The organism is Terrimonas pollutisoli (assembly GCF_029360765.1).
Lineage (GTDB): Bacteria > Bacteroidota > Bacteroidia > Chitinophagales > Chitinophagaceae > Terrimonas_B > Terrimonas_B pollutisoli.
Genome location: NZ_JARKNA010000001.1, coordinates 949,926 through 968,260, shown reverse-complemented (window position 1 = coordinate 968,260; position 18,335 = coordinate 949,926). Strand labels below are relative to the sequence as shown.

12 protein-coding genes and 4 tRNA genes are annotated in these 18,335 nt (G+C 39.6%); 6 read left to right on the top strand and 10 right to left on the bottom strand.

Annotated elements, in window-relative coordinates; all coding sequences use genetic code 11:
* Positions 1 to 27: 27 nt before the first annotated feature.
* From tuf to rpsU, 8 genes are all read right to left on the bottom strand, one after another.
* The gene (tuf, locus tag P2W73_RS03755) at positions 28 to 1,215 is read right to left on the bottom strand and encodes an elongation factor Tu (RefSeq protein ID WP_276500647.1); all 1,188 of its coding nucleotides are present in this window, start codon (positions 1,213 to 1,215) and stop codon (positions 28 to 30) included.
* A 175-nt stretch (positions 1,216 to 1,390) separates the two neighbouring features.
* Positions 1,391 to 1,462 (bottom strand) — tRNA-Thr (locus tag P2W73_RS03750).
* An 87-nt stretch (positions 1,463 to 1,549) separates the two neighbouring features.
* Positions 1,550 to 1,622, bottom strand: a tRNA-Gly gene (locus P2W73_RS03745).
* Between the two features lie 66 nt (positions 1,623 to 1,688).
* Positions 1,689 to 1,771, bottom strand: a tRNA-Tyr gene (locus tag P2W73_RS03740).
* A gap of 29 nt (positions 1,772 to 1,800) precedes the next feature.
* Positions 1,801 to 1,873 (bottom strand) — tRNA-Thr (locus P2W73_RS03735).
* 321 nt (positions 1,874 to 2,194) lie between these two features.
* Entirely contained in the window at positions 2,195 to 2,494 is a 300-nt protein-coding gene (locus tag P2W73_RS03730; RefSeq protein WP_276500646.1) for an HPF/RaiA family ribosome-associated protein, read from the bottom strand.
* Positions 2,495 to 2,654: 160 nt separating this feature from the next.
* Positions 2,655 to 3,554, bottom strand: a complete 900-nt coding sequence (locus tag P2W73_RS03725; RefSeq protein ID WP_276500645.1) for a tyrosine-type recombinase/integrase — start codon at positions 3,552 to 3,554, stop codon at positions 2,655 to 2,657.
* 76 nt (positions 3,555 to 3,630) lie between these two features.
* Positions 3,631 to 3,828, bottom strand: coding sequence for a 30S ribosomal protein S21 (gene rpsU / locus P2W73_RS03720; RefSeq protein ID WP_276500644.1), 198 nt, complete (start codon positions 3,826 to 3,828; stop codon positions 3,631 to 3,633).
* Positions 3,829 to 4,011: 183 nt separating this feature from the next.
* Between rpsU and P2W73_RS03715 the strand changes: the two genes are divergently transcribed.
* The 5 genes from P2W73_RS03715 (at position 4,012) to P2W73_RS03695 (ending at position 10,510) form a co-directional block, all read left to right on the top strand.
* Entirely contained in the window at positions 4,012 to 4,602 is a 591-nt protein-coding gene (locus P2W73_RS03715; protein ID WP_276500643.1) for a riboflavin synthase, read from the top strand.
* A 532-nt stretch (positions 4,603 to 5,134) separates the two neighbouring features.
* On the top strand, positions 5,135 to 6,082 hold the full coding sequence (locus P2W73_RS03710) for a glycosyltransferase (RefSeq protein ID WP_276500642.1): 948 nt from the start codon (positions 5,135 to 5,137) through the stop codon (positions 6,080 to 6,082).
* Complete coding sequence (locus P2W73_RS03705) at positions 6,079 to 6,789, top strand: class I SAM-dependent methyltransferase (RefSeq protein ID WP_276500641.1); 711 nt, start codon at positions 6,079 to 6,081, stop codon at positions 6,787 to 6,789. The genes P2W73_RS03710 and P2W73_RS03705 overlap by 4 nt, the downstream gene beginning before the upstream one ends.
* Positions 6,790 to 6,791: 2 nt before the next feature.
* Complete coding sequence (locus P2W73_RS03700; protein WP_276500640.1) at positions 6,792 to 8,915, top strand: YfhO family protein; 2,124 nt, start codon at positions 6,792 to 6,794, stop codon at positions 8,913 to 8,915.
* Positions 8,912 to 10,510, top strand: a complete 1,599-nt coding sequence (locus tag P2W73_RS03695) for a hypothetical protein (RefSeq protein WP_276500639.1) — start codon at positions 8,912 to 8,914, stop codon at positions 10,508 to 10,510. Before P2W73_RS03700 ends, P2W73_RS03695 begins: the two co-directional genes overlap by 4 nt.
* Positions 10,511 to 10,606: 96 nt before the next feature.
* On the opposite strand, the gene porU2 is transcribed toward P2W73_RS03695, so the two are convergent.
* Complete coding sequence (porU2, locus tag P2W73_RS03690) at positions 10,607 to 15,691, bottom strand: putative type IX secretion system sortase PorU2 (protein ID WP_276500638.1); 5,085 nt, start codon at positions 15,689 to 15,691, stop codon at positions 10,607 to 10,609.
* A gap of 31 nt (positions 15,692 to 15,722) precedes the next feature.
* Entirely contained in the window at positions 15,723 to 16,844 is a 1,122-nt protein-coding gene (locus P2W73_RS03685; RefSeq protein ID WP_276500637.1) for a putative type IX sorting system protein PorV2, read from the bottom strand.
* A 207-nt stretch (positions 16,845 to 17,051) separates the two neighbouring features.
* Here P2W73_RS03685 and tyrS point away from each other — a divergent pair, with 207 nt between their 5' ends.
* Positions 17,052 to 18,329, top strand: coding sequence for a tyrosine--tRNA ligase (gene tyrS, locus P2W73_RS03680; protein ID WP_276500636.1), 1,278 nt, complete (start codon positions 17,052 to 17,054; stop codon positions 18,327 to 18,329).
* Positions 18,330 to 18,335: the final 6 nt, after the last annotated feature.

Genomic DNA, 18,335 nt, shown 5'->3' with positions numbered 1-18,335 from the left:
AAGTCTCCGCGGCGGAGATTTAGGAGTTTACTTAATAATCTCAGTCACCTGACCAGCACCTACTGTACGACCACCCTCACGGATAGCGAATTTCAAACCTTTCTCCATCGCGATTGGCTGGATCAGTTTAACAGTAAGAGAAGTGTTATCACCAGGCATTACCATCTCAGTACCAGGATTCAGTTCAACTTCACCTGTTACGTCAGTTGTACGGAAGTAAAACTGGGGACGGTATTTTTGGAAGAATGGAGTGTGACGACCACCCTCATCTTTGCTCAATACGTAAACTTCGCATTTGAACTCAGTGTGAGGAGTAATAGAACCTGGCTTACAGATAACCATACCACGACGGATTTGAGTTTTCTCAATACCACGTAATAACAGACCTGCGTTGTCACCAGCTTCACCTTCATCTAATAATTTGCGGAACATTTCCACACCTGTTACAGTTGAAGTAAGCGGCGATTCCTGTAAACCTACGATTTCAACACCTTCACCCACTTTGATACGACCTCTTTCGATACGACCTGTAGCAACAGTACCACGACCAGTGATAGAGAATACGTCCTCAACAGACATCAGGAACGGAAGATCAACCGGACGGGGAGGCAATGGAATATAGCTATCAACTGCATCCATCAACTCAGTAATCGCACCCACCCATTTTTCTTCACCAGCTAATGCGCCAGTTGCAGAACCCTTGATGATTGGAGTATTATCACCGTCAAAACCACGTTTTGTCAGCTCATCACGGATTTCCATTTCAACAAGATCCAACAGTTCAGGATCGTCAACCAGGTCAACTTTATTCATAAACACAACCATACGAGGTACACCTACCTGGCGAGCCAGCAGGATGTGTTCTTTTGTTTGAGGCATAGGACCATCAGTAGCAGCCACAACCAGGATAGCGCCGTCCATTTGAGCAGCACCAGTAATCATGTTCTTAACATAGTCAGCGTGACCAGGACAATCAACGTGAGCATAGTGACGAGAGTCTGTTTGATACTCAACGTGAGCAGTATTGATAGTGATACCCCTTTCTTTTTCTTCAGGAGCTCCATCAATTTCATCATATTTTTTTGCTGTCGCCAAGCCCCTTTTAGATAGGATCTCTGTAATAGCGGCAGTCAAAGTGGTCTTACCATGGTCAACGTGACCAATCGTACCAATGTTTACGTGGGGTTTGTCCCTCTTAAAGGTCTCTTTTGACATTGTTATCGGTTTTTAGTTGTGTTTCTAATTTTTGTTTCTATTTATGTAGTCAGCAACTGTAATATTGGTCATCACCTGTTGCGTCGCACACTTCATCGTTCAGTCCTCTATTCATCATTTTTGTAAGTCCTTTCATCCTGGGCTTACCGAAGCCTGCCTTCCGCAGACAGGGATGAGCCGTTGATGAGAATTGAACTCACGACCTCTTCCTTACCAAGGAAGTGCTCTACCACTGAGCTACAACGGCTGGTTAAGTCATTGAAGTCAGCGAGTCAAATAAGCCAGATCCAATGACCTTTTTGACCAATTTGACTTTTTGACTGCTCTTCCTGAGAGCGGGAGACGAGGCTCGAACTCGCCACCTATAGCTTGGAAGGCTATCGCTCTACCAAATGAGCTACTCCCGCTTAACCGGTATTGACACCGGTGAAAAACTTAAACCGGAACCAGGGTTCCGGGTCTGCAAAGAACTGTGGGCAGAGAAGGATTCGAACCTCCGTACTCCGAAGAGAACAGATTTACAGTCTGTCGCCTTTAGCCACTCGGCCATCTGCCCATGAGTAAGGAGTTTCGTCCAAAACTCTGAGCCACTTGTCGGAATCGAACCAACGACCTACTGATTACAAATCAGTTGCTCTACCAGCTGAGCTAAAGTGGCGTTATTGAATGTTATGGAACTGATTCGTTGCCATAACGATATATTTACAAAGAACTACCCTAAAATTTTAGGAAGGCAAAGGTAAGGGAATTTGATAATTGCAAAAATTTTGCACAAGGAATTTTTTATTTGTTTTCAGCAAGTTGCATGCCCTTCGAAATTGACTTGCAGTAATTGACCACACCAGTATTCATCAATCCATTGACCGGTGATAAAATTATAGATTAAAATGGGCCAATGATTTTTTCCGATAAAAGGTTACTTGCTCTTCAGACAGGATGAAAAATAAAAAAGACCTCCGGGGAGAGGTCTTCTAATTTTTTAGGCGGCTTGCTTTTCTTTTTTTCGTTTTATTTGGTTGACGATAGAATCAAAGGCATCGTCAAAAGATTCTTCAAATGATTTGCTGGTTGATTTAACAAAGAACTCGTGGCGTGGTACATGGATTCTAATTTCAGCTATCTTGTCTTTAATGTTATGAACTACATTGTCCAACTTCAGAAACACATTTACCTTGATGATGCGGTCATGGAAGGTGTTTAATTTTTCCAGTTTTCGGTTTACATAATCAATCAACCTTATGTCCGCATCAAATCGAACAGTTTGAATGTTTACATTCATAGTCGTCACATTTTAACGGTGAAATAATAAATAAAGAGCTTATAATAAGATTGGAAATTTATTACATATTTTATTGCTTTTGTGGTTGATATGAAGTTACGCCAAAATGAAAAAAAACCAAACTATTCCTTGTGAAAATTTATTGTTTGATTTCTATATTTTAAGATTTGGGATGAGCCTTCTTATGGACGTCTTTTAGCTTTTCAATCGTGTTGTGAGTATAAACCTGTGTCGCAGCCAGGCTGGCATGGCCAAGCAGTTCTTTGACTGCATTCAGATCCGCTCCATTATTCATGAGGTGGGTAGCAAAACTGTGACGCAATACATGGGGACTTTTTTTATCGAGTGTGCTGGCCTGTGAAAGATATTTATTAACCAACAGCCAGGCGTATTTGGGATATAATTTCTTGCCATTTTCTGTTACCAGTAAAAATTCATCAGAATTTTCAAACGTCTTTTTTTTGAGAGCTTTATATTCGTCAATATCCTGCAATAATTCCCTGGCAACCGGGATTATTCGCTCCTTATTTCCTTTTCCAAGCACCCTCACCTGAGATCGTGAAAAATCGAGTTGTTTTTCCTTTAAGTTTATCAACTCACTAAGTCGCATGCCGGTGGCATAAAAAAAACTGATCAGCATTTTGGCATTCAACGTCTTCCAGTCTTCGGTAGCCACACTTAAAGTTTCTAACAATAGTGTCGTCTCTGATTCCTTTGCAAAAACCGGCAACCTTTTCCCAATTTTGGGTGAAATAATATTGGCGGTCGGCACGGTACTGATATTTCCTCTTTTAAGGTGATATTTAAAGAAAGACCGCAGCGTGGAGATTTTCCTGTTGATTGACTTTGCGGTCAGCTTTTCCTCCTTCAGTGAAGCCAGCCAACTGCGTATAATACTGTGAGTTATTTCCTTCAGCGGCGTATTCCCAAAAATTTCCCCCAAGTATTGAAAAAAAGAGTTGATATCTGTTTCGTAAGAAATAATGGTATGGGGAGAATATCTTTTCTCATATTTGAGGTAGTCAATAAACGACTGAATTTCGGCAGATTCATTTGCCATTATGGTAAGTTGTGGTAAAAAAATAGCTACAAAGCAAAGCTTTGTAGCTATTCAAATTTATCACAAATAAAACTATTTATTTCTCAATCTTTCCGCTAACAATGTTCTGCCTATAGATTGCTTTAAGCACTTCTCCCCTACGTTTTACCGAAGGCTTTGTAAAGCTTTGGCGTTCACGTAGTTTCAACAAGGTCTTCGACTTTTCAAACTTCTTCTTGTACTTTTTAAGCGCCTTGTCGATATTTTCGCAATCTTTCGAATCAATAATTAACATAGTATATACCTCCCTGGTATGTTTTTAGGACGGCAAAGATAGGGGAATGCGGGTAAGTATAAAACTTCTGTTTAAACATTTTAAACAACTTTCAGTAAAAAAATCTCCTTCTTGACACACACTATTGGTTTACAATTGTTTTGTTTATCTCCTCAGTCGATTTCACTTCCTTAAATTTGCCGAATGTTTACCGGTATCGTCGAATCAACCGCAATTGTCCGGGATGTTATTTCCGATGGCTCCAATAAAACTTTTTGGCTGGAATCTACTTTGGCCGGCGAATTGAAAATTGACCAAAGCGTAAGCCACAGCGGTGTTTGTCTTACAGTCGAGGAAGTGAACGCCCCACTTTACCGGGTAACTGCCATTGATGAAACGTTACAAAAAACTAACCTGGGGATCTGGCAGCCCGGTGCATTGGTAAACCTGGAAAGGTGTCTTGCGATGAACGGGCGGTTAGATGGGCATTTTGTGCAGGGGCATGTGGATACGGTTGGTACCTGTGTTAACAGAATTGAAAAAGAAGGTAGCTGGGAGTTTGAAATTGAATTTTCCGAAAAATTTGCGGAACTCATTATTGAAAAAGGATCAATTTGCGCAAACGGTATCAGCCTTACTGTTTTTAATGTCACGAATACTCGTTTTACTGTGGGTATAATTCCTTATACCTTTAATCATACAAATATTCAAACGATTCAGAGCGGAGATATTGTAAATCTCGAATTCGATCTGCTCGGGAAGTATTTGGTCAGGAGGTTGTCTTTGGAAAAATAACTCGTCCAGCTCCATATATGAAAGGAAATGACGCCAGCCGATCCTACTACCCAGCTTTTATTGAAAAAAATAATGTTTATTGTCACCGCCTTTGCTTCTATTAATTTTGCATCTTACTTTATAAACCGTTATTCAGCTTTTGAATTTTCCTATTTAGGATTGATAGGCCATACTGCCTTCGCCATGATGTTTGGCATTTTGGTTCACGAAGTCGACAAAAGTCGGTCAAAGATTATAAATACCATTTTCTCTATCCGGCCATTGAAATTTTTGGCCGGATTTCTTATTCATTTTATATCAATCATTGGTCAGTTTACCTTATTTTAAATACATGGTGCAAGGAGACAATCAATAGGCTACTGTTCCCGATGCCGGTCGATCCAACCATATCAATAGCTTCTACTTTCATTACCGCGGTTCTGAGTTGGTTGATTTAGCAATATTTTGAAAATTATTTTCTTAAACTCAAAATAGGTTATACATAAACGCAGGTATTTTATTTTAAGATGGAATGTATCTTTAATGCTAATATATGCTGAAAACCATAACGATATTATGTCCCTTATTTAATGACACGGAGTCATTGAACCGCCTTTTACGAGAGATGGAAAAAACTTTTGACGCTTTAAATCATTATAATTTTACTGTTTTAATAGTTGACGATGGATCGACCGAACCCTTACGTATTCAGCCATCTGATTCTTTTTCTTTACAGATTCTGCATCTGCAAAGAAATATCGGCCATCAAAAAGCACTTGCCATTGGTTTGGCCTATATTAAAGATCAAATTAGTTGCGACAAAGTATTGATTATGGATTCCGATGGCGAAGATAGGCCCGAAGATGCGCTCCAATTGTTACTCACCGCTGAAAAAAGAACCAGTGAAGTCATTTTTGCCCAGCGAGGTTCGCGGCGGGAAGATCTAATATTCAAGTTATTTTACCTGTTGTATAAAATTAGTTTTCAGTTGCTTACAGGGCGACGTATTTCTTTTGGTAATTATATGGTGTTACCAAAAGCATCTCTCGATAAGATTGTCTACTATAGCGAAATCTGGAATCATCTTGCAGGTGGCATCGTTAAATCAGGTATCGCCTACTCCACCATTCAAACACACAAAGGCGTAAGATATGCGGGCCGGTCTAAAATGAATTTTGGGAAATTGCTTCTATTAGGCTTAGGCGCCATTTCTGTTTTCATGGAAATTATTGCAGGACGCCTGTTAATTTTTTCCTTCCTGCTGATCGCCATTTCCCTTCTTATCATCTTGAGTTTATTAGGAATAAAATTGTTTACCCAATTGGCTATTCCAGGTTGGACTTCAACCGTGATGTCATCCACGTTGATTGTGCTATTGCAAAGTTTTTTGCTGTCTCTAATCACTATGTTTCTTTATTTTTCTTCAGAATCGCAAAGGAAATTTGTGCCTGCTCATCATTATAAAGATTATGCTGGCGAGGTTGAAACAATAAAATCATGAGCAACGAATACAAATACCCCGGAAAGGAATTGGAAATATTCGAAAGTGCTGTTAATTGGAAAAAATACTTTGCGCGACAAGTTTTTCCTTTTTTAAAAGGAAACGTGCTGGAAGTTGGCGCCGGACTCGGCACAACGACTCATCTATTAAATAGAAACGTTGCAGACAGATGGCTTTTATTGGAACCTGATAATGAAATGCAAAAGATTCTAAAAAGGAAAATCCATGATAACATGCTTCCACCAAACTGCGAGTTAGCAGCTGGTAGTATCGAGATGATCAGTAAAGATAACCTTTTTGATGCCATCGTCTACATTGATGTGCTTGAACATATTGAAAACGACAAAAAGGAAATAATAAATGCCGTGGCACTCTTAAAACCCGGCGGCCACCTGATCATACTTGCGCCGGCTTTTCAATTCCTGTACAGTCCTTTTGACAAGTCAATCGGACATTATAGAAGATACAACAAGAGAAATTTGTTAGCGATCGGAACCCCGCTAATGACCATTCAAAAAAAAATTTATCTCGATTCTATGGGATTTCTTGCATCACTTCTTAACAAATTGTTGTTGCGGCAATCCTATCCTACCACAAGACAGATAATTTTTTGGGACAAATGGCTGGTGCCAATTTCAAAAATCACTGATCATATTTTCTTTTATTCCTTTGGAAAAAGTATTTTGGCTATTTGGAAGAAACAATAAAAATGCAGCAGCTCCGCAATTTTTTACTTTACCGCAATCACTACCTGTTTTTGTTGCTGATATCCATGATCGCTTACTGGCCATTAACTTTTAATGTGTTTAGTTTGAAAAATGATGCCTTGGTTTATTTTCTTCCTTATCGTTACCATATTAGCGAAGCAATTCAAAACGGGCAATTTCCCTGGTGGAACCCTTACCTCTATACAGGCCTGCCGCTACACAGCGATATCCAAAGTGGTGTGTGGAATCCTGTGATGATGTTTATTTCCTTTTTCACAACTTATAATCTGACTGTTTTACAATGGGAGTTACTATTCTACTTGTTTGTTGCTGCCACTAGTATGTTTAAACTCACAAGAGAGTTTGGCTATAAAAAAAATACATCAATTATCACTGCGACGGCTTACTGTTGCTGCGGATTTATGACAGATAGTGGCTCAATTATTCCATGGATAACAAGTGCAGCATACCTGCCATTTGTTTTTCTTTATTTTTTCCGGCTTCTCAATAGTCCATGTCTGCAAAATTCATTTAAACTTTCCCTTGCCTTATCATTGCTTCTTACAGCCGGTTATCCAAGCTATTTCATTTTCTGCACCTATATCTTACTCGCCGCCCTTATTGTTTGGCTCACCAGACATTTCAGGAACCAACGACTAAAGCCAGTGCTCTTTTACCTTTTTGCAGCACTTATTACTTTCATTATTCTGTGCAGCCCTGTAATTCTGTCCTGGTGGGATTTTATGAGGTACTATGAAAGAGGGGGTGGGGCTACCCTGGTGAGGGCGCAGACCAACTCTTTCCCAATTTTCAGCTCTATCTCCTATCTGCTGCCGTCTGCTGTGTCAAAAAATCATGAATGGCTATTAACCGATCGCAGTGCCAGGAATGCTTCTGTAGGAATATTTGTATTTGTTTTCTTTATACTGGCTCTTACAGAAAAAATACAGGGACTTCAAAAATTTCTTTTAAGTATATCCATTTTTTCTTTTCTTTTTAGCTTGGGTGATGCTACGCCATTGAGAGGATGGTGCCACCGGCTGCTCCCTTTGATGAACACTTTTCGCCATCCCGCCTCTATGCGCATCTTTAGCAGTATTGCCATCATTCTTTTGGCAGCAAAGCCCCTGAACAGTTATTTTAACGGCGCCAATTTTTCGTTGAAAAGGCTGAAAAATATTATCCTGAGTATATTGGGTATCTTATTGACGTTGCTTATCATTTATATACCAACTCTGAATCTCCGTGAAATTCAGTTCACCAAAATGGGAAAGAACTTGCTTGATCGGCTTGGCTTTGCCGATATGATGGCACTACAGGGCTCCTTACAAATAGTTTTTATATTGTTTTTTTTATTCTTTTCGCTTAAAAAAAATAAAAAAGTTGTTCTTGGACTATTTGCTACCAATCTGATTATTTTCTGTTGGATGGCATTGCCATTTACTTTTATTTCGCAGGTAAAGACATCCACGGTAAACCGGTATTTATCTTCATTTCCAAAAGGATATCCCCTACCAGATCTTACAAAACCTATTGGGACCTATAAAGACACTTTAACAAATTCGGCTTTAGGCCAGGAAAAGTTTTACAACAAAACAATAACTATTCAAGATCACGTCATCACGCCAACCCTCAACAGCAATTACCTGAATTTTTTAAGTAGCCCATTACTCCGGTCAGCTTTGAACGGATATCCCTTTGCTTATTTCCCCGACCGCCTCATTTCCTCTTTGGAGAAACTGCCGGCTACGGGCAGATCTGTACTGGTAGAAAAAATTGGGCGGATGTTTTTTAAGAATGACAGTACCGCTAGTTCAGTACAAGTATTAAAGTTCAATAACAATTGCATCGATTTCGAAACCATAACAAATTCAAAGAGATTATTTGTGTTGTTTCAACAATATCATCATGGCTGGCACGCATTTGAAGACGATATACCAATTCCTGTATACAGGGCAAATAAAGCCTTCCTGGCCGTTGCTGTATCTGAGGGGCGTCACAAAATAAGTTTTCAGTTTAGACCGGCCTTAGCTATAAAACCAGCAATGTATACATCGCTAGTAATGCTTTTTGCAATAACTGCATTTCTTTTATTTCACCTTATAAAAGACGTAAGATTCAAATGAATCAAAAAGGAAAAAACTGGCTTTTTGCGCTGATGCTCACATTGCCGATGTGTTTTTTCTTCATTGCGTACCTTCTTAACCATGATACATCACTTCATCCTACAGGTTTTATTCAGCATGATAATATTTCCTATATAGCCTATGCAAAGCAATATCTCGACACAGACAAAACAAGTATTTTATACAGCAATCCCTTCAATGACGCTGACAACTATCGGCCTATCTATTTTCAAATACAGACCCTACTTTTTGCGGGGCTGCTAAAGGCTGGCATTCCACCTGGGTGGATACTCATTCCCTTCACATTTCTGTGTTCGCTCTTGTGCTTTAAATTGATTATAGCTATATATGATCATATTGTTTCAACAAGAAAATATAGAATCATCAGCATTTGGCTATTTGCGTGGGGCGGCGGGCTCTTAACTGTTGCAGGTTTTTTTACGCAACTTTATTATGGCACAGCTAAAGTCCACAGTGTGTTTTTTTTAGACCCCGCGGTCGGATGGTGGGGATTAAACCTGGGAAGATCTTTATTTTTTTCCTGCGAGTCATGGTATCATTTCCTTTTCTTGTCAGTTATTTATGGTCTTTTAAAACAAAAGTGGTTAGTTGCTTTTGTTGCCTCCGCCCTGTTATCTGTTTCGCATCCGTTTACAGGTATTGAGCTTTTGTTGATTGTCATACCCTGGTCACTTTTCGAAAAATTTATTTTTCGCAACCGTGAGATCCCCCGATGGTTCCTTGCCGGCGTGTCAGTGGTATTAATTTTTCACCTTTATTACTATCTTTTTTTTCTAAATCAATCTCCCGAGCATCGTTCTGTTAGTCAACAGTACAGCCTTAATTGGCGGCTGAGATTTTTCAGTATGCTTCCAGCCTATTGCCTGGTGGGCCTCCTGGCTTTGTTTAATATTTGCAAGAACGACTCACTACTTTTTTTAAAAAACAACAATAATCGACTGTTCCTCGTTTGGTTTCTCGTGGCTTTCGGGTTGGCAAATCATGAGCTCATTATGAAACCAATGCAACCGATCCATTTTGCACGCGGATATATTTGGACTGCTTTATTTTTACTGGGCATACCTGCACTTCATTGGCTTTTTGAAAGATCCACCCAATCGAATATCCAAAAAATTTTTGTTGTGTTGTTCATTACATTTTTTTTCTCCGACAATGCGAGCTGGATTTACAGCCAATCATCTTTCAGGTCAACCACAGCTTCAACTTCCTACCTGACACAAGAACAAAGAGATATTTTAAAATTATTAAACCAACAGTCAACCAACCAAACCCTACTTATTGGAAACATTGAATTAATCCCCTATCTAAGTACAATCTATACTGACGCCTATCCATGGATAGCCCACCCCTTTACTACGCCATTTGTAAGAGAAAAGAAAGATGCATTAACGCTTTTTTTGAAATCCGGGACAATTGATCCTTCCTGGCGGGGAAGAGAACTTATTTTTGTATTTGACAAAAGAAGTGCACTTAAGATCCAACCCGCATTTCATCTGCCTTCTGATCATACATTGTTGGCCGAAATGCCTTCCTATAAGATTTTGAAAGTTAAGGTACCCTTTGATTATCACTAAAGCCAGAATATCCATTTACAACCCTGTCAGAGGCTTTACCTGAAAAAAAATGGCTGTTTTAAATAGCCAGAATTATTATTTACATTGCAAAATAGGTTACCGCATCAAATACATTTTACCATATCCTTTGTTGAAATATTTGTCTGTATTATCATCTTTGGCCTTGTACTTATCGAGAGACTTACCATTCAGGTTCGTTATGACCCGATAAAGATAAATACCATTGGCCAATTTCTGCCCATATTGATCTGTTCCATCCCATTTGAATTCAGTGATATTCCTTCCAATATGTAAAGGCCCCAATTCCTCTTTAGTGATCTCTCTGACAATTTTACCAGTAATTGTCAGCACCTGTATCCGAATGTTTTGGGGCACTTCCGCTCCGGTAAGAGTGAATACAAATGAAGTTGAAGTGGTAAAGGGATTAGGATAATTGAGCATATTCGATATCATTGGCTTATTTATTATCGTGAACGCCACCTTATATTGCTGCCCGGCAAAATTGCCGCTACGATCTTTTCCGATTACAATCAGCTCATACTCGCCGTCTTCGGGAAAATAGGGAGTAAAATTGACGCTGGCGGTGTTATTGTTCTGGTCTGCTGGTATAAACTGTAAAGTATCATTACCGGTAAAGTAAAAGCGGCGGGTATCACCATTCGGGTATCTCACATTCACCGTGACAAGGCTTGTGTCATTTAACAGCAAAGATTTCATTTCGTCGGTCAGCTTAATAAGTATCCTCGGCTTTGCCGAAATGATGTCTTTATTTAAAATATGAGTGCCATCAAATGTAACGTCCATGACAGGGCTCAAACTATCCGGAATTACAAATAAATTCCTGAATGCATAGTTGTTAAGAAGGTATTGTTCAGGTTGATCTTCCTCAGGATTAAAGTTCACAAAAAGTGTATTGTTACCTGATAAGGATTTAGTATCTATCGATACATTCAATTTGATTGTATCTCCCGCAACCAGGATCTTTTGACGTGGGACCCATATAGTATCCTCAATATTCTTTTCATTAGTAATCGCAAACTTTACTTTCACGCTGTCAAAATTAACTTTGCTTACATTCTTAAAAGCTATTCCGAATTCTACCGGTGTACCGATTGTTACAGTATCTTTTGTTTTAAAATAAATATTTGGTGCAATAGCGCCTTCAGGAACAGGTTCATAATATAATCGCCAATATTTCAATTGATATGGAGTGTAAACAGATGTGTCGGTTGTATTCATTGATAATTTCAAATATGGATACTGTTTGGCATCAATAGCCGAAACATCAACTACTTGGTCAGTTTTTGAAATATTATTAATCAATGTGTCTACAGCGCCATCAGGCTTAACGCCGATGATACTGGCAGTAGCGATATCTTTAGCGGGATTCTCCAAAGAAAAACCTTCCCATCTGAACTCATTCCATTGCTTGGCGGGACCCAGTAAAGGAGAAGTAAGGGTAGCATTTTTTTCAATTCCCGGTAAATCGACAGTCAGTGAAGGATTATCATAAATGCCTTCACCCATGATCCATCTTGGCGCAAAAGAAGGATCGTTTTTCTTATAGACCAGTGCAAATGGTCTTGCCCGGTAAAATGAATCAATGGATGTCAGCCCCGCATTTTTTAAATAATGATATAGGGAGTTGCCGGTTCCGTATAATGCCTCATCACTTTTCCAATCTTCCGCCCAAGCTTGTGGGTATGTTGGAAACCTCGTTGGATCAAGGGTAAAATTGCGAACAATAACATATTTACCATCCGGAATGGTATCTTTCATAAAATCCATCATCATCTTCCTTCTTTCCGGGGTGTCATAACGCCACTCAAAATTTATTGTTCTTCCGGAAAAACAGTTGTTACGAACACTGCCGTATTGTGCGAGTCCCAATCCTCCATTACCTGTATTATTAATCGTAGTATTAACCCAGGGTATAAGTGAAGCAGAATCCACTACATTAAAAACAAGCGAAGAAAAAGCACAGGTATTATGACTTATCTGATTATTATTAAGCGAAACAGCCACTCCAGCTTCCTGGGTAACAGCTGTAACCCAACACCCATGGGTGATGAAAAGACTGTTGTGAGTAGTTTCATATTTCCACTGTCGTGTTTCCGGAACGAGTTTTTGACGCTGATTCACCGATTTGGCATGTTGAAAGTAATGTGACTGATTGAATCCAGTTTCATTTCCTGGTATGTACACAAACGAAGAACTGTTCCAGTTAGGGCTGCCAGATATGACTGCCGTCGCAACCCGCCAATAATAAACTGTGCTATCAGTGAAAGTAATTCCCGGAGTAAATTCAATCACCCCTCCCTCGCTAGTTATTGACCGGCTTACCTTTAACGGCGAATTAAATAATTCAGTAGTATCTATCTCCATCATGTAATCCCTGCTTCTTGCAAAAGGATTTGCTGTAGACGCCACTAATTTTAGGTTTGGATCATTAATAATAGAATAGCTATATGGATAGACTGGCTTTATATCATCTTCGATGATGTAAACATCTTTAGTAACAGTATTATTAGTTTCATAAAGCTCATCTACGGCATTTCCTGCATCAATGGTCACAGTAATTTTATTTAATCCCCTGTCCTTCAATCGATCAATCGGAATCGTATAAGAAAGAGAATCAGAGAATTTTGTAAACCGAATCGTATCCCTTCTGAATACTTCTTCGATCTGGTCAGGATGGGTTCGTTTTAGCTCTATAATGATATCCTTATTAATAGCCTTTCCGATATTCATAAAGACAGCATTCACCTTAAAGCTGAGCTGATCAATAGATATAAAGGAGGGAGATATTTTTACCAATGGCTCCTCGATTACATAATCCGGTTTTTCGAAATTATAAAGTCTTAAAGCGGGGTCACCGTGTAGGGCAAATTGTTCGCATTGAAATCTTGCATAAAAGTCATTTTCAGTGGTAAGGCCAAAAACCTCCTTAATGGCTTCGTCCATAATTTCACCTAAGGTGGCGCCATATTTTGTGTTGGAAATAGCATTGTAATTTCTACTGTTATAAATGTCGAGATAGTGAACAATGCCTAAGTGAGTACTGGCCAGAAAGGCGATCGCCCCTCTTTCCTTTGCCAATACAAATCTTTCGGAAATTGTCTCCTTGGTTGAGAATCTCGCTACATTATAATTATAGAAACTTCCGGCATTACATCCCATCACGATAAAGACAGGGTATTTGCCCTGGTTATCGTATGCCTGTGGCTTATCCAGGTTAAACTCTAAAGTGCTTGCAGAGGAATGTCCAAAATAAGTAAGAATTCCTATTCCTTCTTTAAAAAGATTTTCCAAACGAAGGCTGCTTACCTGTTGAACAGCATCTGCTGAGCTTTTTGTAAAGGTGGTAACATTGCCGGCGTACGAAGTATCTTCAATAATTTTTTTATGCCCATTTAAAGATTCTAATAATATGTCTGATGTGTTATTGTCACTAGCCCCTGTTACATGAACGATATTTTTCATCCATGCTTTATCTGCAATTCCCGGAGAGCTAAATGTTTGAACCTGCTCATATTGTTTCACCTTTTCAAGGTAATCACCAAGTTCTTGTTTATTAATGACAGATATTCGGCCAATCGGTGTTAGCGGAACAGAACTACTTCCTGCAGCACTTAACAGGTTATCGGATGCAGGATTCCCAAAAGTGGGTACCAGGTCTAATTTATCTATATCAGGATTTTTTTCCTGCGCCCTAAACTGTGTATAGATAACGCCCTTGCCTATCAATAGAACACTCTTCAGCGGAGAAGAATAGTTAGCCCTGGCCCATCTCAGAAAATTGCGGATCGATAGCGGATGTCTTTTTATACCGAAGGCAAATTGATCAACCAGTTGATCGATTATAAACACTTTTGCATTATAACTCCCACCCTGTGGTGAGCTTCTATAAGCCCGGTAGTCTTCTACGGGATCAGCTCCGCCACTTGCAGCTGTTAATGCAGGATGGGTAATGATCAAATAATTACCTTGATTAGCCGCAATTTTATAATCTATAAAATTGCGTTGCTCAAATGATGTAACACCTTTGATATTAGTTGCCGCCTGGCTTACTAAAACCAGTTTCCTGTCGACTGAAGATGGCTGCAAAACAATTTTTAATTGAGACGCAGTACTCGTGTTTGCTTCGTATCGTTTGCCGTTTGTTAGATCATAAAGTATAGGAGCGCCACCACTATAATTAAATCCGGTAATAACAAGATTATTTCCCGCCGTATTAGCAGGCAATTCAAAATAAAAGTTAGTTGTTCCAGTAAAATTAAAAAGACGCGGATAAGTTAGCTCGATTTGCGCAACTACCATTCGATCCGATGGTGTGGTACATAAATTCGTCACCTGGAAACTGGCACTACCACTGTTTAATAAAGTATTTGGTACCGTTCTCGAAACCTTTACATAGTCATAGTAATCCATTGCGGCTCCCAAAATGGAATCACCATTTAACCTTAACCTGAAATTTCTCGCATTTGTCGCATTTCCTGCCGCATGTATCTTTACAAAGGGATCAGGAGCTCCTGCACCGATATAAGGTCTTAAGTTAGCAATATTGGATGTAACTGTTGCACCATTGGCAATATCTCCGCTAGTATAACCTTCTCCCATGTCGTACGATGAAGAGTATGTATAAGAACTTCCCACTAATTCCTGCCGGCCAATATTTATTTTATTTTTGTAATATACTCCTGTCGTATACATGAAATAAGGATCTGCAGGAAGTGTATTGCCTGCTACGTCATTGACGGTTGGAATAAGACGTAAATTATTTCCCGCCAGGTTTACAGTAAGAAAATAAGCTGCTGTATCTGTTTGTAAACTCCACTTATCATTTAATTGATAATCTGGCTGGCGATATAAGGGTAAATCCGCTTTTCCATCATTCATTTCACCCCAAAATTCTATATAGCCATTTGTACCTAATGGCCCGTTTTGAACTGACGTATATAATGGTATTTCTTTTCCGTTTCTCCAAAGCTTAAAATGGTCGGCGTTCGTGTTATCCAGTCCTATCGATGCAAGAGAAACCTGTGTGATTCTATACAAGCCCGTTGCGCCAACTTTAAACTTATAATAGGTCTTATTGTAATCAATCCATTCATTATTGTAAACCTGTGCTCCTGCATGCAAGAAGGCTAGTGTCAACAATAAAAGCAAAATTCGTTTCATTCAACTTGGTTTATTGGTGGTACAGATGGTATTATTTCTTTTTTTTCTTTTTTGTCTTTTGATCAACCATATCAAAGCGCAGAGAAAATACGTGGGTAAACAGTGGATTAGATTGGTTGGCCAGGTTGGCAAACGCATAATCAATCGTCACACTTTGTACTTTAAATCCAGCCCCGGCACTTGGTTGATAAATCCAAACTTTTTTCTGGTTGAGGGTATCTTCATCGGCAAGAGCACGTTGAAAATTATTAATACCAGCCCGCAGGAAAAAAACATTGTTCACATTTAATTCCAATCCAAGTTTTGGATCGGCACTTACCGGGTCAGCACTGATCAATGTATTTCGCTGCCCATCAAATGTCAGATCAAGATTCGCCTCAGCTAACAGGCTTGTTTTTTTACTCAATTGAAATTCCCGGGCTGCGCCTAATACCAAACGGGGTGCTGTCATTTCCGTCGATTTAACAGGTATTTCGTTGTTGGTAAGATAGAGAGCTTCTTTTTCTCTTTCAGTAAAAGTGAACGACCATGCGTTGAACGTGGTTGTAATATCACGACCGACCAAACCAAATCGCCACTTCCCCTGTTGAACCTGTAATCCGGCATCGATTCCAAAACCCCATGCTTTAGCAAACTTTCCTACGTTTCGGTGTATGATTTTTGCGTTGACACCAAACTGAACTTTTTTCTTTTCAGTATCTTTTAATCGCTGGGCAAAAGATAAAAGGAAGGCATAATCGGCAGAAGAAAAAGCCTGGATATTATTATAGTTGATTGATCCGTCTGGCTCTACCAGGAACAATGTATTCATGATATCATCCACGGCAAACCTTAATCCTGTGATCGCAAATGTCCTTTTGTTATTGACAGAAGGAAATGCAATACTGGCAAAATCATATTTGCCGATGCCTGCAAAATATTCTGCATGCATCAGGTTTACCTGGGTGTTTTCTTTTACTCCTACCAGGCCGGCAGGGTTCCAATAACCAGCTGTTCCATCATTTACCGAAGAAATTTGGGCACTACCCATTGAAAGCCCCCTGGCTCCTGCCCCAATATTTAAAAACTCGTTGGAATACTTTCGAAACTGTGCAGATGTAGCAATAGTGATGAGACTTGCTAATAGGGTCACGCAAAATCGGGGCGACTTCATTCGGGGCAAATTTTCTTATAAGCAATTAATAAGGACGGCTTTACAGTGCTAAGTCGCCTGTAAAACTAATCTTTCAATTTGTAAATCCTATGGGTTTCAAAATGAAAAAACATAACAACTGAAAACGAATGCGTTAGAAAAATATTGTATTTGCCGGCTGCTTTAATCTTCTGCCTTACTTTTGTCGCAAAATTTGAATTTATACCAATGAACCTGATCGAAGAATTACGCTGGAGAGGGATGATCCGTGATATTATGCCCGGCACGGAAGAGCAGTTAGATAAAGAAATGACGACAGCCTATATCGGCTTTGACCCAACCGCTGAAAGCTTACATATCGGCAGCCTCGTACCCATACTTTTATTGGTTCATCTTCAAAAAGCAGGTCACAAACCGATTGCACTAGTGGGTGGCGCCACCGGTATGGTGGGTGATCCAAGCGGAAAAAGCGAAGAAAGAAATTTGCTGGACGAAGCCACTCTGGCCCGGAATATTGCCGGGGTGAAAAGCCAGTTGGAAAAATTTCTTGACTTTGATCCGGCAAAGCCCAATGCTGCTGAAATGGCTAATAACTATGATTGGTTTAAAAATATCTCCTTCATAGATTTTTTGCGGGATACAGGCAAACATATCACTGTCAACTATATGATGGCAAAGGACAGTGTTAGAAAAAGGATTGAAGGTGAAGTGGGAATGAGTTATACAGAATTTGCATACCAGTTAATGCAGGGCTATGATTTTTACTGGCTGTATAAAAATAAAAACTGCAAACTACAGATGGGTGGTAGCGACCAATGGGGCAATATCACCACTGGCACTGAACTGGTTCGCAGAAAAGCAGGCGGCGAGGCCTTTGCTTTTACCTGCCCACTGATTACGAAAGCTGATGGAACCAAATTTGGAAAAACCGAAAGTGGAAATGTATGGCTGGATCCCATTCGGACCTCACCCTATCAATTCTACCAATTTTGGTTAAATGCAAGTGATGAAGACGCGATTAACTGGATCAAAATCTTTACTTTTTTACCCCAGACCGAAATTGATGCTATCACAACAGAACATCAAATAGATGCCGGCAAACGTATTTTGCAAAAGCGCCTGGCTGAGGAGGTAACTATTTTTGTTCATGGTAAAGAGGAATATGAAAAGGCAGTAGAAACAACGCAAAAATTATTTGCGGGGCAATCTGCACCGGCCGAGAATTTAAGCGTTGAAGACCTGGAAGGAATGGAGGGAGTTGTTAAATCCGAATTTGCAAAAGAAAAAATTGAAACCGGCATTGATATTGTTTCGCTACTAGCCGATACAGGTATTTTTCCAAGTAAAGGCGAAGCCAGGAAAATGGTACAGGGCGGCGGAATAAGTCTTAACCGTAAGAAAGTTGACAACGTACAGTTGACAGTTGACAGTAGTTTATTGCTTCATCAAAAATATTTACTGGTTCAAAAGGGCCGTCGAAATTATTACCTGGTAAAGGCTGTTTAGTAACAG

Bases quoted from the DNA above. Each gene is read 5' to 3' on its own strand.
- P2W73_RS03700 (WP_276500640.1), top strand. From the start codon at position 6,792: ATGCAGCAGCTCCGCAATTTTTTACTTTACCGCAATCACTACCTGTTT.
- P2W73_RS03685 (WP_276500637.1), bottom strand. From the start codon at position 16,844: ATGAAGTCGCCCCGATTTTGCGTGACCCTATTAGCAAGTCTCATCACT.
- rpsU (WP_276500644.1), bottom strand. From the start codon at position 3,828: ATGTTAATTATTGATTCGAAAGATTGCGAAAATATCGACAAGGCGCTT.
- P2W73_RS03730 (WP_276500646.1), bottom strand. From the start codon at position 2,494: ATGAATGTAAACATTCAAACTGTTCGATTTGATGCGGACATAAGGTTG.
- P2W73_RS03725 (WP_276500645.1), bottom strand. From the start codon at position 3,554: ATGGCAAATGAATCTGCCGAAATTCAGTCGTTTATTGACTACCTCAAA.
- P2W73_RS03705 (WP_276500641.1), top strand. From the start codon at position 6,079: ATGAGCAACGAATACAAATACCCCGGAAAGGAATTGGAAATATTCGAA.
- P2W73_RS03715 (WP_276500643.1), top strand. From the start codon at position 4,012: ATGTTTACCGGTATCGTCGAATCAACCGCAATTGTCCGGGATGTTATT.
- tyrS (WP_276500636.1), top strand. From the start codon at position 17,052: ATGAACCTGATCGAAGAATTACGCTGGAGAGGGATGATCCGTGATATT.
- P2W73_RS03695 (WP_276500639.1), top strand. From the start codon at position 8,912: ATGAATCAAAAAGGAAAAAACTGGCTTTTTGCGCTGATGCTCACATTG.
- P2W73_RS03710 (WP_276500642.1), top strand. From the start codon at position 5,135: ATGCTGAAAACCATAACGATATTATGTCCCTTATTTAATGACACGGAG.
- porU2 (WP_276500638.1), bottom strand. From the start codon at position 15,691: ATGAAACGAATTTTGCTTTTATTGTTGACACTAGCCTTCTTGCATGCA.
- tuf (WP_276500647.1), bottom strand. From the start codon at position 1,215: ATGTCAAAAGAGACCTTTAAGAGGGACAAACCCCACGTAAACATTGGT.